Here is a 16,084-nt window from a genome sequence, read left to right on the forward strand (position 1 = left end):
AAAACACCCTCCGAACTTTCTCTTTTTTCTGAATATTCAAATCATTTTTCTAATTGACCTTTTCATCATAACAAAGGATGTCAGCTTTTATAAGAAAAAGTTTCTGTTTTTTTTCACAAATTGGTCAAACCAGTTTTGTTATTTTACTACAATACAAATATGTAGATATGCATTAACGTACTAAAAACTCCTCCACCGCTCGGTGAAGGAGTTTTCGTTTTCGTTTTCGTTACGGACGATCATTCGGGTGATCTAAGTTCGGACCACGGTTCGTGTCCGGACCGATCGGGTAATCGTCTTGTTGTGCTAAATCATTTTTAGGAAGTGCCCCTTTTGGTGTACCGTGTGTCGGGTTCACGTTCGAAGAAGATGATGGTTTAGACGCTTTTGGTGCTTGATCTGGTGTGACGTCATCTGCTGCTTTTGACGCTGCACCTTTTGCTGCTTCTTTTAAGCTTGGCTTCGTCGAAGCAGACGATGTGTTGTTTGACGGCAGGTTCGATGTGTCGATATCTGCATTCTCTGCTTTTTTCTGGAGACGGTCGAGGTAACGTGATGCATTATCACGGCCACCTAAACCAAACGCGAGTCCGAAAGCAAGAGCAACAGCACCGAGAATCAAGATGAACGCTGAGTTAACGATTGTAGCAGCAACACCAAGTTGATCAAGTGCCATGAAGACAGCAAGAGCAAGGATGGCATATTTCGCGACGCTTGAAAGAACTTTTAAATCCGAGTTAGCAAACAGGCTGTCCATCGTGCGTTTCACCAAGTTGCTGATGATGATACCGATGGCCAAGATGATGATCGCTGTCAAGACGCTTGGAAGGAAAGCAAGAACCGCGCGACCAAGATCAACCATGAAGTCAAGACCGATTAAGTTGAAGGCTTCAACGACGAACAAGACGACGATGACGATTTCAACGAGTGATCCAACGATTGATGATGGTGATGTCGATGCATTGTTTGCATCCCAGTTACCGATTTTCAAGTGGCGTGTTAAGTTGTTGAAACCGAGACGTGACAAGAGATCTGCAACGAATTTCTTAACGAAACGACCGACATAAAGACCGACAAGGATCAAGACGACACCGATAATGATGTTCGGAATCATACCAAGAACATCGTTTAACATGTTGATGGCTGGTCCTGTAATACCTTTGATGTTGAGCTGGTCAAGTGCCGAAATCGTGATCGGGATTAAGATCAGGATGAAGACGACTGTCCCTAAGATTGAAGAAAGTGATTTTGTATCTTTTTGTTCGTTTGTACCGATGTTGAAGCGTGAAGCAAATTTGTCTGTACCGACTGCATGCAGGAAGTTCGTGACGATATCGCGAACGATTTTCGCAACGAGGAATCCGACGAAGAAGATCGCTGCTGCAGCAATCAGACGCGGAATGAATCCAAGGAACGACGAGAGTAATTGGCTGAACGGCTCAGAAACACTTTCAATGTTGAGCGCACCAAGTACACCTGGTAGGAACAGTAACAAGACAAGATAGAAGACGATTTCGCCTGCGATCTTCGGATAGTTCGAAAGATCCGTTTGACCTTGAAGCATTTTGTTCGAACGGACTTTTTCGTTCGACATCAACTTCGTTCCGCCTTTGACGATGATCATGCGGAGTACAACCGCGATGACGTAAGCAAAAAGAAGAATCAATGCTGCTTTCAGGATATTCGGGATCGCTGCGAGCAATGTGCTCATCGTATCCGCAAGTGGTCCTGCGATGATGTTCAAGTTCAAGATGTTAAAGACTAGGATAAGAACAAATACCATCAAGACCCAGAAAATGACTGTCCCGATAATTTTTTCAGGTGTCCACTTTTTCTTTTGTGGTGGTGTACCTTCTTTTTGTGGTGACAACTTATTAACGACACCAGACTTTTCTAATGCCTTTTGAATACCGTTTGCGATCAGTTTCGCAATCAGCCATCCAATCAGGAAGACGATAAGTGCTCCTAAAATGTTTCCGAGAGTCCCTAGAATCCCGTTGACGTCAAATGACGTCGTGTTCCAAAAGTTTTTCATCCTGCCACACTCCTTCATCTCTAAATAGTATATTTCCGACACTTCTTTAATTTCCCCAGCTAAAGGAATTGCTAAACCACTTTTAACCTGAAAGTGGCATTTTGTGAATAGTATTTAAAAAAATGGATGATTCTGATTAGAACCATCCATTTTGGAAAAGCTATTTTTTTTAGTATCGTGGTGTCATTTTTCTGTTAACGCCTGTCGGTCAAGAACTGGCTGAAGAGCAGCATACCCGCCGTCAATATTGATGACATTCTTCATGCCCAGTGATTGTAAGACACTGACTGCCATTCGTGACCGGACACCGGAGGCACAGTGGACTGCGATCGGACGATCGACCGGAATTTCTTTGTAACGCGAGGACAGTTTACCAAGTAAAATCCGTTTCGCCTGCTCATAATGGCCCGCATCCCATTCTGTCTTATTGCGGACATCGAGGACAACCACTTCACCGGCTTCCGCTGCTTCAATTGCTTGTTCGGCACTCCAGTCCGGATACTGTTCCGTCAATTGTTCGGGTGACAAATCCGCTATATCCACCAATGTGACGAACCGGTCGAGACCGATCGACTGTAAATCGGTCTGGATTTCTTCCAGTAAACGGGACTCGGCAATCACGGCAATATCATGATCAAAGTCCAGTAGCCAGCCGGCCCACGTGACGAATTTTGAATTGTACGGAATGTTGAGCGCCCCCGGCACATGTCCCGAAGCAAACGATTTTCCGCTACGTGTGTCAACGACCTGCATTGTATTGACAAGCGTTTCCAGTTCAGTCGCCTCGGCGACACGTGGTTTCGAAAGCGTAGGTGTGGCGACAATTCCTTTTTTGTTGACCCGCTTCATCATCGCAAAATAGTTCGGCGGTTCCGGTTGGTCTGTCGTCAACTCTTTGACGAACGCCGTTTCGTCTTCGACTTGAAGAGCCCAGTTGGTCTGTTTTTCATACCCGACTGTCGTCGTCGGAACCGCACCGAGGGCTTTCCCGCACGCACTGCCGGCTCCATGACCCGGCCATACTTGAACGAAGTCCGGTAACGCTTTGAATCGTTTAAGTGATTCAAACATCTGTTTTGCGCCGACAGCTGTCGTCCCTTGAATACCGGCTGCTTCTTCGAGTAAATCCGGGCGACCGATATCGCCTACAAAAACAAAGTCTCCTGTAAAAATGCCCATCGGAACCGTTTGATCGCGGTCATACAGTAAAAATGAGACATGTTCCGGCGTATGTCCCGGCGTGTGCATGACTTCAAATGTCACGTTCCCTACTTTAAAACGATTTCCATCCGTCACAAGTTTGGCATCGATGTCAGCTGCAAATTCGTATTTCCAGTCGGCATCACCCTCGTCAGACAGATAAGCCGTCGTATCAAACCGTTCAGCAAATTCCCGTGTGCCGGATACAAAATCCGCATGGATATGCGTTTCCGCTGTCGCGACGATGTGTAATCCTTCTTTTGCCGCTTCTTTAAGATATCCTTCGATGTCACGCGACGGATCAATGACAATCGCTTCACCCGTCATCTGACAACCGACCATATAAGAAGCTTGTGCTAATTTTTCATCGTAAAAGTAACGTAATAACATGGAAGTTCCCCCTCAAATTGTTGAAATGAATTATTTCGTAACGTCGCCTTCCCAGCTCATCATGCCGCCATCTACGTTCGTGACGTCAAAACCGGCCTGTTCCAAATACATTGAAGCGTTCATGCTGCGTCCCCCGGACAAGCAGATGACATGTAACGGCCGTCCTGCATCCAATTCATCCGTCCGCTCTGACAGTTCGGATAACGGAAGATTTTTGGCCTGCTTGATATGACCGACTGCGTATTCATCCGTTTCGCGGACATCAATCAGTTGAATCGTTTTTTCTTGTTGCAATATCTCTTCTAATTCGTTTGTTGACATGTTTTTCATCTTGTTGGCTCCTTTACTGAATAAGTTTCTGCCATTAATATACCCCCTTAGGTATATGAGTGCAAGAAAAAAGATTCAAAAAAAGACAGCATCCCCATCAGGATGCTGCCGTTGATTTGTTTGCAGTTGAAATCAGCTGTTGTTACACGACTTCTTTTTCCGAGAACTGACTGTTGTAAAGATCGGCATAAAAGCCGTTCGCTTCGAGCAAGGCTTCATGTGTGCCCTGTTCAATGACCCGCCCTTGATCCATGACCAAAATCAAATCCGCATCTTTAATCGTCGACAGACGATGGGCGATGACGAAACTTGTCCGTCCTTCCATCAAACGTTTCATTGCCTGTTGAATAAAAATCTCCGTCCGCGTATCGACGCTTGACGTTGCTTCATCGAGAATCATGATCGGTGGATCGGCGAGGACTGCCCGGGCAATCGTCAACAACTGCTTTTGCCCTTGTGAGATATTTGATGCTTCTTCATTTAAGACGGTATCGTAACCGTCCGGCAACGTCCGGATAAAGTGATCGGCATGAGCCGTTTTCGCGGCTTCGACGATGTCTTCTTCCGTCGCCCCGGTTTTTCCATAAGCGAGATTGTCACGAATCGTACCGTTAAAAAGCCACGTATCTTGCAGGACCATACCGAACGTCGTCCGTAAATCTTCGCGAGACATCTTCCGTGTATCGATCCCGTCGATGCGGATGACACCACGGTTTAACTCATAAAACCGCATCAATAGGTTGATTAACGTCGTTTTCCCGGCACCAGTCGGACCGACGATTGCCACCGTCTGACCCGGTTTGACATCGATGTTCATGTCTTCAATCAACAGCTGTTCGCCGTAACCGAAGTCAACATGCTCGAAGGCAACCGCGCCGTCGGCTTTTGTTAAGTGATGCGTCGTTACTTCCTTGACTTCCTCTTCTTCATCCAACAATTCAAAGACCCGTTCGGCAGCGGCGACCGTCGACTGAACGATGTTCGCGATATTGGCCGTTTGTGTGATCGGTTGTGTGAATTGGCGTGTATAGGTGATGAACGCTTGAATATCTCCGATCGAGATGCTGCGCTGAGTGACTAAAATCCCGCCGACGACACTGATCAGAACATAGCTGATGTTCCCGATGAACATCATCATCGGCATGATGATTCCGGAGATGAACTGGGCTTTTCGTCCCGCTTCATATAACTCTTCATTCACGGCATCAAATTGTTCGACCGCTCTGCGTTCATGACCAAACGCTTTGACGACCGGATGCCCCGTATACATCTCTTCGACATGACCATTCAGTTGTCCGAGTGTCCGTTGTTGATCGGCAAAGTATTTTTGCGACCGTTTCAAAATCGGACGAATCGCAAAAATCGAGATTGGTAACGAGACGAGCGAAATCAACGTCAACAGCGGACTGATTGTCAGCATCATGATTAAAATGCCGACAATCGTCACGATCGACGTGATGAACGACGTCACACTTTGTTGCAATGTACTTCCGATCGTATCGATGTCATTCGTGACCCGGCTGAGCGTTTCCCCGTTCGGTCGGCCGTCATAATACTTCAGCGGCAACCGCTCGAGCTTCTGATTTACATCTTCCCGTAAATCATAGACTGTTTTTTGCGCGATGCCCGACATCAGATACTGTTGCAGATAACTGAACAGACTGCTGACGACATACAGTCCCGCGAGCAACAACAGGATCTGTCCGATTTTCGTAAAGTCGATTGCTGCTCCCGGTACACCCTGGAACTTGGCATAGGCGCCTTCAAACAGTTCCGTGATCGCCGTCCCCATGATTTTCGGTCCGGCAATCATGAAGATCGTACTGAGAATCGCCGCGACAAAGACCGCTATGAGAGCGTTCCGGCGTGGTTTCAGGTAACCGAGTAACCGGCGGAACGTCGCTTTAAAGTTTTTCGGTTTTTCGCCCATCATCATCATGTTCCCGCCGCCGGGACCTCCACCGGGAGGGCCGCCGGCAGGTCGTTTCGTATTACTGGTACTCATGCGATTTCCTCCTCGGACAGTTGAGATTTAACGATTTCCTGATAGACTTCGTTCGTTTCGTACAGTTCATCGTGTGTCCCGATTCCGGCCACACGTCCTTCTTCCAGGACAATGATTTGATCGGCATCCATGACGGTACTGACGCGTTGCGCGACAATCAGAACGGTTGCGTCTTGCGTTTCCTGTTTCAAAGCTTTCCGTAACGTCGCGTCGGTTTTGAAATCAAGCGCCGAGAAGCTGTCATCAAAGACATAAATATCCGGTTTCCGGACCAGTGCCCGAGCAATCGACAAGCGTTGTTTTTGACCACCGGAGACGTTGGAACCGCCTTGTTCAATCATTGATTCATATCGGTCCGGCATCCGTTCAATGAAATCAGTTGCTTGAGCGACTTGTGCCGCATGCCGGATTTCTTCGTCCGTCGCATCCTCTTTTCCGAACCGGATGTTCTCCGCGATTGTTCCCGTAAACAGCAACGCTTTTTGCGGGACAAAGCCGATTTTCGAACGCAATTCTTCCTGCGGGACGGCTTGGCTGTCGACGCCGTTGACTTGGATGCTGCCTTCCGTCACGTCATAAAAGCGCGGAATCAAATTGACGAGCGTTGATTTTCCGGAACCGGTTCCACCAATCACAGCCGTGATTTCACCAGGTCGGGCAGTAAAGCTGATATCGGACAGGACCGGTGCCTCGGCTCCCGGATAACTGAACGTCACCCCGTCAAAGACAAGCGTACCGCGTTCTTGATCCGCAGAAGCCGTTCCGGCATCGACCATCGTCGGCTCCATTTCAAGGACTTCATTAATCCGTTTCGCCGAGACGGCCGCCCGGGGAATCATGACGAACATGACGGACGCCATGACGAGAGCAAACATGATTTGCATGACGTATTGAATGAACGCCATCAAATCCCCGATTTGCATCCCGCCGTTATTAATCCGGATACCGCCGAACCATATGACACCGACGACCGTCAAGTTCATCACGAGCATCATGACCGGCATCAAAAAGGCCATGATTTTATTGACCTTGATCGAGACGTCCGTCAAATCGGCATTCGCTTTTGTCAGCCGGACTTTTTCCTGGGATTCCCGGTTAAAGGCCCGGATGACACGAATCCCGGTCAGGTTTTCCCGCAAAACGAGATTCAAGCGGTCGAGCCGTTTTTGGACTTGGCCGAACAACGGGACCCCTTTCCAAAGAATCAATAAAATCGAAATGACCAACACCGGCATCGCCGCGACAATGACAAGCGACAGTTTGGCATCTTTCGAGACGGCCATGATCAGTCCACCGACGAACATGATCGGCGCACTGACGACCATCCGCAGCATCATGATGACGACCTGCTGGACTTGGGTGATATCGTTTGTCGTCCGTGTGATCAATGAAGCCGTTCCGAGTTGATCAAACTCCTGTAGCGTAAACCGTTCGACGTGGTTAAAGACTTTCCGGCGAATGTCGCGGCCGAGTCCCATCGCGGCTTTCGAGGAATAGTAGCTGGCAGCAATCGCCGCGAGCGCGCCAAGTCCAGTAATCCCGAGCATGACGGCCCCGATTTTCCAAATGTATGCCGTATCCCCCGTCACGACTCCTTTATCAATGATGTCGGCCATCAACGTCGGTAAATATAAATCTGACATCGACTGGGCGAAGACGAGGATCAAGACAGTAAAAACTGCCCATTTATAGGTCGTCAGATTTTTGAGTAGCTTAATCATCTGTACAGCCTCCGTTTCCTGGTGACAAAATTTCTTTTAATCCTTCTGCAATCTGCGCATGGGTCTGCAACATCTGTTCAAAGACGGCGGGATCGATCTGATCGAGGACCTGCTCGAGCCGTTGTTGCATCCCCGCTTCCTGTTGTTTGATCGTCTCAACGAATTGCCGTCCGTGATCACTCAAACGTAAGACGACTTCCCGCCGGTTGTCCGGATTCGTCTCCCGGATCACCCATTCCGACTGCACCAATCCTTCTATTGATTGACTGAGCGTGCTTTTCGGCAGATGGGTATGCACGGCCAGTTCCTTTTGTGTAATCGGACTTCGTGGGGCAATCGTCATCAAGCTGTGAAATTGCGGTAAACTGAGTCCATTTTCCTGCGCTGTCTGATGCGCCGCGCGGACAAGATGACGCTGCACATTCCAAAACGACTGCATCATGGTCGTTGAACGAACCGGCTCTTTTTGTTCGGTTTCCATCCTTTCACCTCCGTGTTCCATTTTGAATCGTTCCATATCGAACGATTATCCATGTAAACTAAATTACGCCCATTTAGACTGAATGTCAACGCAAAAACAATGTGAAAATGCACATAATATTTTTTGGAAATCCCATAAAAAAGCCCAATCGAAATTGGACTGTTAAATGGTTGTTCAGCCTGATCAGCTCGGCAGAGACTCATTCCGGCTCAACATGGACATGAATATCGTAGACACCATATTCATCCGTCAGCGTATCTTCGACTTTCGTCGCGATATCATGGGCTTGATGGACGTTCAATTGCGAGTTGACGAGAATCACGACATCAACGACTTCATTATTCCCATAATTCCGTCCCTTGATTGACTTGATTCCTTTGACACCTTCTAAATCAAAAATCACATCTTCATACATCTTCAGCTTCTGTTCATCAAATCCATCCGACAATTCGTGGGACGCTTCCGAGAAGATATCCCACGCCGTTTTACAAATCAGGAATCCGACGACGATTGCCGTCGCGGTATCCAGCCACGGCATCCCGAACTGGGAACCGATAATCCCGATCGTCGTCCCGATACTGACCCAGGCATCGGATAAGTTATCTTTTGCAGCCGCCATGACCGCTTTACTGTTAATTTTCCGTGACAGGCTTCGATTGTAACGATAGACGAAATACATCACAACGGCGGAACCGATTCCGACGTAAGCCGCGACGATGTCCGGTGACTCCTGTTTTCCTTCGAATAACGTCGAAACGGTATCGATCAAGACCTGTAATCCGACGGCCATCATAATGAAGGAAGCGACCATCGAGGCAATCGTCTCACTTTTCCAGTGTCCGTATTTATGGTTGTCATCTGCCGGACGTCTTGAAATTCGTAACCCGATCAAGACGGCAATCGACGCGATGATATCGGTCGTATTGTTTAAACCATCCGCCCGTAAGGCCGCTGAATCCGCCGTGTAGCCGACAATCAATTTAACAATTGATAAAACAATATAGGCAATGATGCTAATGATCGCACCACGCTCACCAAGCTTTAAATTATCATATTTTTGCTGATCCATTTCTGTCGCCCCCACTCGCTCTGTCAATTAGCAAACCTCATCGTAACAGGTCAAAATCAAGTGGGTCTATAGAAATCATTTTGCTTAAAACTAGTTAATTAACAAAAGACCAATAGTGTTTCCTGAAGGCAAATGATGTTTTATTGTGGATTGGTGCTTCTTGTGCAATTTGCGCATACTTTAGGTATTTTCTTCTACAACATTTTTGCAGAACCCGGACCTTCTTCAATCATAATCCGTGCATCTTGCGTCTGGAATCAGTAGACTAAAGATACACACCAACAACAGGGGGAACTAATACATGAGTAACTACATTAAGAGTGAAGATACATTCAAAGAGTTAATCGCAAGCGAAACACCGGTCATCATCAAGTTCGAAGCCGACTGGTGCCCAGACTGTAAACGGATGGACTACTTCATGCCGGATGTCGAATCACAATTCAGCGAACTGCCGATCTATACAATCGACAAAGATGAATTCCCGGAAATCGCATCAGACAACGTCGTCATGGGTATTCCAAGCTTACTCGTCTTCCAAAATAACGAGAAACTGGGTCACTTGCACAGTGCCAACGCAAAAACACCGGAAGAAGTCACAGACTTCCTCAAGAAAAACTTCAACTAAACAGACGAAGACCCGCTTTCCGAAAAAATCGGAAGCGGGTCTTTTTTTAACGTTCGCAGGCGATACCGTCTTTGTCACGGTCGCTTTTTGTATTAAGTTTGTACGTCGCTAGGCTGACATACGCTTTGTATTTCGTTTCTTTATAGATAGCTTTCCCTTTTTTGTCGTATCCTGTCCGGTTTTTAAGTCCAGCTTTCTTCGAAACGCCGCCTTTGTACTTCTTCTGCATCTCCGTACAGTTCTTGAATGCCTTCGCTTTTGTTGCCGCATGGCTTTCAGCTGAAGTCACGCTGATCAAAGAAAGGCTGAGTACACCTGTCATGATGAGTTTTACTGCTTTGTTCATGTCTATTCCTCCTTGTTTTTTTAATTCCAAATATTAGTGATAATTTGATTATAGCGATTTTTGTTAGAATCTGTTTTTAATTTTTGATTTTTAGAGAGATGATTTGTCAGACAGTTTCGATGAACAAAAAAAAGACCCATCGCTTCGCGACAGATCTCATATGAATGTCTTATCAAATTCTCATAGTCCTGTATGGTCAGTACCGCAACCGTTTTGCTTCGAGCTTTTTGGACCGGACACTTACGCCAATCGCAAGCACGATATAAGCAAACCCGGCAAACATCGCAAATTGTCCGTACGAAACATCCAACCAGGCATTGAACCCAAACAGCGGAACCGCAAATAAAAAATAAAACGGATATTGAATGCCCGAGACGAGATCAAACCAAAGTTCGCCCAGCCAGTACCGCTCAAAGAACGTCACCAAATAGACTACGATGCCGGCAACAAACCCAAAGCTTAGATAATAGAATACAAACGAAAGCGTCTTTTCTTCGCGGACGAGCATTACCGAACCGATTAAAATGATCAGCCAAACGAAGGATGCTGCGATTTGAAGCAGTCCAATCGTACCGTCGGGATGAATACTCGCCGGCCAAGCGTTGACAGCAATCGTTGCAAATAAAAGTACGGCAAATAAAGCGATATACTGTTTTGTCGAACAAACCATGATGGTGTTCCTCCTAAGTATGAAATGGCATTAGTGTTATTTTCTCTTAATTGGTTTTAAATCCCTTTTATTGAACTACCTCCACCTACGCTAAGAGGTGGAGGATTCCTGAGTTATCCGACCTATCGGTCGAAAAATGATCAGGCTAACCCCGTCGTCCCGACGGTTGAAGAAGCGAAGATACGTTCAGCTTCTCGTTTGAGATTCAGTCCTGCGTTCACATCCCGGTCGTGGTGGATCCCGCAATTCGGGCATGTCCATTCTCGCAAGCCGAGATGTTTCACGTCCTTATGTTGATGACCGCAACTCGAGCACAGTTGGCTCGAAGCAAAGGTCTTGCCGACCTTCACGACGGTTTTCCCGTACCAGCCCGCCTTGTATTCCAGCATACGGAAGAACTCTGACCAGCTGACGTCAGAGATGGCCTTACTTAACTTACGATTCTTCTGCATGTTCTTCACTTGCAAGGTCTCGATCCCGATGACGTCGTGGTTTTTGACGATCTCGGTCGATACCTTGTGCAGGAAGTCGGTGCGCTTGTTGGCAATCTTCTCGTGGATGCAGGCGACCTTTCGCTTCTGCTTCTGATAGTTCTTCGCCTCGGAAAGTTGTACGTTCTTGTTCAAGGCGATGCGCTGACGACGAGAGAGTTTTCGTTGCTCACGCGCCAGCTTTTTCTCGAGCGAACGGAAGTAACGGTCGTTTTGGTATACCGTGCCATCCGAAAGGATGGCGAAGTTCTTGAGTCCGACGTCGACGCCGACGGATGAACCGGTCTTCGGCAGTTCGCTAATTTCCTGCTCGACGAGCAGGGAGACGAAGTATTTGCCTGAAGCGTTACGTCGGATCGTGGCGTTCAAGATACGGCCTTCGACCTGCTTTGAATAGGCGAAACGAACCCATTTCAGCTTCGGAAGTTTGAGCTTGTTTCCGACGATCGAGACTTCCGGAAGTTGAGACTTGCCCTGTATGTTGGTCTTGTACGACTGGATGGGATTGCGCTTCGACTTGAATCGAGGCCGTTCGTTCTGCTTGTTGAAGAAGCGGTCATACGCATCGGTCAGGTGTTTGACGCTCGATTGGAGCGAATGGCTATCGACTTCTTTCAGCCAGTCGAACTCTTGCTTCAGCATCGGAATTTCTTTCGAACAAAAACCATAAGACAGTCCTTTGCCTGTCGCTTTATACGTCTCATCCCACTTCGATAAGAAGTAGTTGAAGACGAAGCGCGAGCAACCCATGGTCTTCGCGATCAGTATTTCCTGCTCTTTCGTGGGGTAGATTCTGAATTTGTAGGCCTTGTGCTTCAACACCATTTTTCACCTCCCTTAAAGGAAATATACCCGAAAGGGAGGTTGGCGATTCATCTCCCACTTTCACTTTGTTTAGAAGTGGGAGATGAATCGCCTAATTTTTGATAAAAAAAATAAAGCATCCAAGTCTTTCCTCATATATCGAAACGAGGGTAGTCCTGGATGCTTTTATTCTTGATTCCGTGTTCTCTTACTTCAGTTCTAACTTCACATCATCAATCGTCACGTCATGTGCCGCGAACGGTGAACCGGCTGCTTTCCCGAGCAGGAATTTCAGTCCGGCTGTATCATCCTGACCGAGCGTAAAGTCAAACTGATATGTTTTTTCTTCCGTGCCTAGTTCGAAGATTTCACTGAAGTAACGCGTATACGCTGCGTTTTCCACGGTCACTTCAAGTGGCCGTGCGACCGTTGAAGATGCCTTAAACGTCAGTTGGTACGTCTGCCCTTTGACAAGCTGTAAGTTGCCTTGCTCAAGCAGAACGCTCCATGGCTCCTGTCCTTCTGATACGATGGCGAGTTTCGTTGCGTCATTGACGTTCGAAACGACGGCTTGCGCGTCATAATGGACATACGAACTCCAAAAGTTCAGTCCGTCCGCAAACGAACCGTTTTTGAGCGGCGACCGGTCGACTTCGTCAGCTTGACTTGCGGTTCTTTGATTCGTTCCGCTTTCGTTTTAAAACGCAGGACATACTGATGGTTTTCTTTTGGCTGGACACCTTGTTGTGTCAAAGTCGCGGTCTGTCCTTTTGCCGGATTGGTCTTGAACGTAAAGTCACGTGTCACCGGGTCGACCGGTTCATGGTAGTCGCGGTTCGTCAAATCATAGACCCGGACATAATCGACAGCATACGTATGCCATTGTTCAAGCTGTCCGCTGTCCGGGAAGTGGTAGTCTTTACCGGTGTATTTATTAAAATCAGGTGAGGATACTCTCACTTCTAAGCGTTAAGGGCGAAGCCCAAATGAAAGCGGGAGATGAATCACCAGCTTTCATTTCGGGTATATTCTCTTTAAGGAGGTGAAAATCATGTTGAAATACAAGGCTTACAAATTCAGAACATACCCGACAAAAGAGCAAAAAATTCTGATTGCCAAAACGATTGGTTGTTCACGCTTCGTCTTCAACCACTTCTTAGCTAAGTGGGAAGAAACCTACAAAGTGACAGGGAAAGGACTATCTTATGGTTCTTGTTCCAAAGAAATTCCGATGTTAAAGGAAGCGTTCGACTGGTTGAAGGAAGTAGACAGCACTTCCGTGCAATCTAGCGTCAAGCATCTGGCTGATGCGTATGATCGCTTCTTCAATAAACAGAACGAACGACCTCGATTCAAGTCGAAGCGAAAACCTGTTCAATCCTACAAGACGAATATCCAAGGAAAGTCTCAACTTCCTGAAATCTCGATTCATGCAAGCAGACTCAAACTCCCTAAGCTCAAATGGGTTCGTTTCGCCCACTCCAAGCAGGTCGAAGGACGCATTTTGAACGCCACCATACGCCGTAATGCTTCAGGAAAATACTTCGTCTCCCTGCTCGTCGAGCAGGAGATCCACGAACTGCCGAAGACGGGCTCATCCGTCGGAGTCGACGTCGGACTCAAGAACTTTGCCATCCTGTCGGACGGCACGGTGTACAAGAACGACCGTTGCTTCCGCACGCTCGAGAAGAGACTAGTGCGTGAACAACGTAAGTTGTCCCGTCGTCAGCTCATCGCCCTGAACAAGAAAGTCACGCTGTCCGAGGCGAAGAACTATCAAAAACAAAAGCGGAAGGTCGCCCGTATCCACGAGAAGATTGCCAACAAGCGGACCGATTTCCTGCACAAGGTTTCGACCGAAATCGTCAAAAACCACGACATCATCGGCATCGAGACCTTGCAGGTGAAGAACATGCAGCATAACCGCAAGTTAAGCAAGTCCATCTCTGAGGTCAGTTGGTCGGAGTTCTTCCGTATGATCGAGTACAAGGCAGATTGGTACGGGAAGACCGTCGTGAAGGTCGGGAAGACCTTTGCTTCGAGCCAACTGTGCTCGAGTTGCGGTCATCAAAACAAAGACGTGAAACATCTTGGTTTGCGTGAGTGGACATGCCCGAGTTGCGGGGTCCATCACGACCGTGATGTGAACGCAGGACTGAATCTCAAACAAGAGGCCGAGCGTATCTTGGCTTCTTCAACCGTCGGGACGACGGGGTTAGCCTGATCAATTTTCGATCGATAGGTCGGATAAATCAGGAATCTTCCACATCTAAGCACAGCGTAGGTGGAGGTAGTTCAATCTTTGACGGCACCAGCTGAGATGCTGCTGACGATGTATTTCGATAGAAACAAGAAAGCCATCATAATCGGTACGGCGAAAATCGCGATCCCAAGATAAAACGAGCCGAGATTTTCTGCGACTTGTGATTCTTTAAGGAAGCCCATCAAGACCGGTAATGTGTATTTTTTTCGGTGAGAAAAACAGGACGAGCGGCATGATGTAGTTCTTCCACGAACCGATGAATTTAAAGATCGACATTGTGGCGATTGCCACCGCTCGTTTTTTCCTCTTCGCCGCCTGAACATCCTGCTAAAACGCTTGCTGTTAATGCGCCGATTGTTAATACGCTGACAAACTTCTTTTTCATGTCATCCCATCCTTGTCTGGTTTTAGTAGTCCCCTAAGTAAGCGGTCTCATTTATTATCCGAAAATATCAAAAGCGCTTTCGTAAATGGTCTAAAAAAAATCCGAAAGCCCTTTCGGAAACGTACAAAAAAATATCATGTATTTCGAAACCGCTCTCGCGTTTTCTCGAAGACAACCTGCGAGAGCGATTCCGAAAAAAATTATGGTTTTACGGGTCCAGTCGACTGACGGACGATCAAGTCGACTGGAATGATATCCGTCGTCATGACACGTCGTTTGTTGACGATCTGTTCGATTAAAAGGTTCGCTGCATGCTGTCCGATCGTATCCGTATCTTGCCGGACCGTTGTCAGCTTTGGTGTAATGAACTTAGCCAGTTCGATGTCGTCATAGCCAACAATCGAAATATCTTCCGGAATCCGTAAGCCAGCTTCATGAATTGCGTCAATGGCACCGATGGCCATTTGGTCACCTGCAACAAAGACAGCCGTTGGTTGTTCCGGCAGTGCGAGTAACTCTTGCATTGCCTTTTTTCCTTCTTCGACCGAAAAGAATCCTCCGCTGACGATATATTCATCAGGAATCGGTAATCCTAAGCGTCCCATTGCTTGTTTGTACCCTTCAATCCGAGCCGATCCTGCGTCAGTCGTCGTATCCCCCGCGATATGGGCGATTAGTCGATGACCCAGCTGGTGTAAGTGATTAACGGCAAGTGCGCCGCCGGTCAGATTATCCGAGAAAACGACACTGCAATCGGTACTGTCCATATCAACGACAACGATTGGAATCGTACTTTGAATCAGTTCCTGAACGTGTTGATCCATTTGATCGGAACAGATGACGACGATGCCATCGACCGCCCGATGCCGGAAATGCTCGAGATAACTCATGTCCCGATTACGCAAATTCCGCGAAGCGAAGATTAAGTCATAACCCTGTTGCTCTGTTGCTTTTCGGAAACTTTCGATGATCGCGTTAAAGAACGGATGCATCATTCCGACTCCATGTGCTTCCGAGAACATGACGCCGATTGTCCAGGACCGTTTCGTCGAAAGTGACTGGGCATGGGCGTTCGGTAAGTAGCCCATATCGGCTGCTGCCTGAACGATTTTTGCTTTCGTCTTCTCACTGACATCGGAATAGTTATTTAAGGCTTTTGAGACCGTGGTGATCGAAAAACCGGTTATTTTCGCTAAATCATAAATTGTACCCATGTAACCACTCCATTTCACCGAAAGCGCTTTCGATAAATTTAGTATAGACGGTGAT

17 protein-coding genes are annotated in these 16,084 nt (G+C 47.3%); 2 read left to right on the forward strand and 15 right to left on the reverse strand.

Annotated elements, in window-relative coordinates; all coding sequences use genetic code 11:
- Positions 1-229: 229 nt before the first annotated feature.
- From ABIC15_RS11745 to ABIC15_RS11775, 7 genes are all read right to left on the reverse strand, one after another.
- Positions 230-2,035, reverse strand: a complete 1,806-nt coding sequence (locus tag ABIC15_RS11745; RefSeq protein WP_354020771.1) for a mechanosensitive ion channel — start codon at positions 2,033-2,035, stop codon at positions 230-232.
- A 183-nt stretch (positions 2,036-2,218) separates the two neighbouring features.
- Positions 2,219-3,625: an MBL fold metallo-hydrolase gene (locus ABIC15_RS11750; RefSeq protein WP_354020772.1), complete on the reverse strand. Its 1,407-nt coding sequence runs from the start codon at positions 3,623-3,625 to the stop codon at positions 2,219-2,221.
- A 30-nt stretch (positions 3,626-3,655) separates the two neighbouring features.
- Complete coding sequence (locus ABIC15_RS11755; protein WP_354020773.1) at positions 3,656-3,955, reverse strand: rhodanese-like domain-containing protein; 300 nt, start codon at positions 3,953-3,955, stop codon at positions 3,656-3,658.
- Positions 3,956-4,097: 142 nt separating this feature from the next.
- Positions 4,098-5,960, reverse strand: coding sequence for an ABC transporter ATP-binding protein (locus tag ABIC15_RS11760; RefSeq protein ID WP_354020774.1), 1,863 nt, complete (start codon positions 5,958-5,960; stop codon positions 4,098-4,100).
- Positions 5,957-7,681: an ABC transporter ATP-binding protein gene (locus ABIC15_RS11765; RefSeq protein WP_354020775.1), complete on the reverse strand. Its 1,725-nt coding sequence runs from the start codon at positions 7,679-7,681 to the stop codon at positions 5,957-5,959. The genes ABIC15_RS11760 and ABIC15_RS11765 overlap by 4 nt, the downstream gene beginning before the upstream one ends.
- Positions 7,674-8,162: a MarR family winged helix-turn-helix transcriptional regulator gene (locus ABIC15_RS11770; RefSeq protein ID WP_354020776.1), complete on the reverse strand. Its 489-nt coding sequence runs from the start codon at positions 8,160-8,162 to the stop codon at positions 7,674-7,676. Before ABIC15_RS11770 ends, ABIC15_RS11765 begins: the two co-directional genes overlap by 8 nt.
- 199 nt (positions 8,163-8,361) lie before the next feature.
- On the reverse strand, positions 8,362-9,231 hold the full coding sequence (locus tag ABIC15_RS11775) for a cation diffusion facilitator family transporter (RefSeq protein WP_354020777.1): 870 nt from the start codon (positions 9,229-9,231) through the stop codon (positions 8,362-8,364).
- Positions 9,232-9,532: 301 nt separating this feature from the next.
- Here ABIC15_RS11775 and ABIC15_RS11780 point away from each other — a divergent pair, with 301 nt between their 5' ends.
- Positions 9,533-9,856: a thioredoxin family protein gene (locus ABIC15_RS11780; protein ID WP_012369239.1), complete on the forward strand. Its 324-nt coding sequence runs from the start codon at positions 9,533-9,535 to the stop codon at positions 9,854-9,856.
- A gap of 46 nt (positions 9,857-9,902) precedes the next feature.
- Here ABIC15_RS11780 and ABIC15_RS11785 read toward each other — a convergent pair whose 3' ends face one another.
- From ABIC15_RS11785 to ABIC15_RS11805, 5 genes are all read right to left on the reverse strand, one after another.
- Complete coding sequence (locus ABIC15_RS11785; RefSeq protein ID WP_114597016.1) at positions 9,903-10,202, reverse strand: excalibur calcium-binding domain-containing protein; 300 nt, start codon at positions 10,200-10,202, stop codon at positions 9,903-9,905.
- 196 nt (positions 10,203-10,398) lie between these two features.
- Complete coding sequence (locus ABIC15_RS11790; protein WP_354020778.1) at positions 10,399-10,872, reverse strand: hypothetical protein; 474 nt, start codon at positions 10,870-10,872, stop codon at positions 10,399-10,401.
- 140 nt (positions 10,873-11,012) lie between these two features.
- Positions 11,013-12,185 carry an IS200/IS605 family element RNA-guided endonuclease TnpB gene (gene tnpB, locus ABIC15_RS11795; protein WP_354020811.1) on the reverse strand — a complete coding sequence of 391 codons (1,173 nt, stop codon included), beginning with the start codon at positions 12,183-12,185 and terminating at the stop codon, positions 11,013-11,015.
- 190 nt (positions 12,186-12,375) lie between these two features.
- A complete protein-coding gene (locus ABIC15_RS11800; RefSeq protein ID WP_354020812.1) occupies positions 12,376-12,777 on the reverse strand; it encodes a carbohydrate binding domain-containing protein in 402 nt (133 codons plus the stop codon).
- Positions 12,774-13,127 carry a hypothetical protein gene (locus ABIC15_RS11805; protein ID WP_354020779.1) on the reverse strand — a complete coding sequence of 118 codons (354 nt, stop codon included), beginning with the start codon at positions 13,125-13,127 and terminating at the stop codon, positions 12,774-12,776. Before ABIC15_RS11805 ends, ABIC15_RS11800 begins: the two co-directional genes overlap by 4 nt.
- 91 nt (positions 13,128-13,218) lie before the next feature.
- Here ABIC15_RS11805 and tnpB (ABIC15_RS11810) point away from each other — a divergent pair, with 91 nt between their 5' ends.
- Positions 13,219-14,391 carry an IS200/IS605 family element RNA-guided endonuclease TnpB gene (gene tnpB, locus ABIC15_RS11810; RefSeq protein ID WP_354020780.1) on the forward strand — a complete coding sequence of 391 codons (1,173 nt, stop codon included), beginning with the start codon at positions 13,219-13,221 and terminating at the stop codon, positions 14,389-14,391.
- A 71-nt stretch (positions 14,392-14,462) separates the two neighbouring features.
- Here the strand turns inward: tnpB (ABIC15_RS11810) and ABIC15_RS11815 are convergent, their stop codons facing one another.
- The 3 genes from ABIC15_RS11815 to ABIC15_RS11825 form a co-directional block, all read right to left on the reverse strand.
- Positions 14,463-14,612 (reverse strand): hypothetical protein, encoded by a 150-nt coding sequence (locus tag ABIC15_RS11815; protein WP_312846456.1) that lies wholly within the window; start codon positions 14,610-14,612, stop codon positions 14,463-14,465.
- Positions 14,613-14,692: 80 nt separating this feature from the next.
- Positions 14,693-14,815, reverse strand: coding sequence for a hypothetical protein (locus tag ABIC15_RS11820; protein WP_256442214.1), 123 nt, complete (start codon positions 14,813-14,815; stop codon positions 14,693-14,695).
- A 200-nt stretch (positions 14,816-15,015) separates the two neighbouring features.
- Positions 15,016-16,029 carry a LacI family DNA-binding transcriptional regulator gene (locus ABIC15_RS11825; RefSeq protein WP_354020781.1) on the reverse strand — a complete coding sequence of 338 codons (1,014 nt, stop codon included), beginning with the start codon at positions 16,027-16,029 and terminating at the stop codon, positions 15,016-15,018.
- Positions 16,030-16,084 lie beyond the last annotated feature (55 nt).

Source organism: Exiguobacterium sp. PvP048 (assembly GCF_040549175.1).
GTDB classification, from domain to species: Bacteria; Bacillota; Bacilli; order Exiguobacteriales; family Exiguobacteriaceae; genus Exiguobacterium_A; species Exiguobacterium_A artemiae.

Excerpts from the sequence above, each read along its gene's own strand:
- ABIC15_RS11745 (WP_354020771.1), bottom strand. The coding sequence starts at position 2,035 with ATGAAAAACTTTTGGAACACGACGTCATTTGACGTCAACGGGATTCTA.
- tnpB (WP_354020780.1), top strand. The coding sequence starts at position 13,219 with ATGTTGAAATACAAGGCTTACAAATTCAGAACATACCCGACAAAAGAG.
- ABIC15_RS11775 (WP_354020777.1), bottom strand. The coding sequence starts at position 9,231 with ATGGATCAGCAAAAATATGATAATTTAAAGCTTGGTGAGCGTGGTGCG.
- ABIC15_RS11760 (WP_354020774.1), bottom strand. The coding sequence starts at position 5,960 with ATGAGTACCAGTAATACGAAACGACCTGCCGGCGGCCCTCCCGGTGGA.
- ABIC15_RS11790 (WP_354020778.1), bottom strand. The coding sequence starts at position 10,872 with ATGGTTTGTTCGACAAAACAGTATATCGCTTTATTTGCCGTACTTTTA.
- ABIC15_RS11780 (WP_012369239.1), top strand. The coding sequence starts at position 9,533 with ATGAGTAACTACATTAAGAGTGAAGATACATTCAAAGAGTTAATCGCA.
- ABIC15_RS11785 (WP_114597016.1), bottom strand. The coding sequence starts at position 10,202 with ATGAACAAAGCAGTAAAACTCATCATGACAGGTGTACTCAGCCTTTCT.
- ABIC15_RS11770 (WP_354020776.1), bottom strand. The coding sequence starts at position 8,162 with ATGGAAACCGAACAAAAAGAGCCGGTTCGTTCAACGACCATGATGCAG.
- ABIC15_RS11820 (WP_256442214.1), bottom strand. The coding sequence starts at position 14,815 with ATGAAAAAGAAGTTTGTCAGCGTATTAACAATCGGCGCATTAACAGCA.
- ABIC15_RS11765 (WP_354020775.1), bottom strand. The coding sequence starts at position 7,681 with ATGATTAAGCTACTCAAAAATCTGACGACCTATAAATGGGCAGTTTTT.
- ABIC15_RS11755 (WP_354020773.1), bottom strand. The coding sequence starts at position 3,955 with ATGAAAAACATGTCAACAAACGAATTAGAAGAGATATTGCAACAAGAA.
- ABIC15_RS11825 (WP_354020781.1), bottom strand. The coding sequence starts at position 16,029 with ATGGGTACAATTTATGATTTAGCGAAAATAACCGGTTTTTCGATCACC.
- ABIC15_RS11815 (WP_312846456.1), bottom strand. The coding sequence starts at position 14,612 with ATGGGCTTCCTTAAAGAATCACAAGTCGCAGAAAATCTCGGCTCGTTT.
- ABIC15_RS11750 (WP_354020772.1), bottom strand. The coding sequence starts at position 3,625 with ATGTTATTACGTTACTTTTACGATGAAAAATTAGCACAAGCTTCTTAT.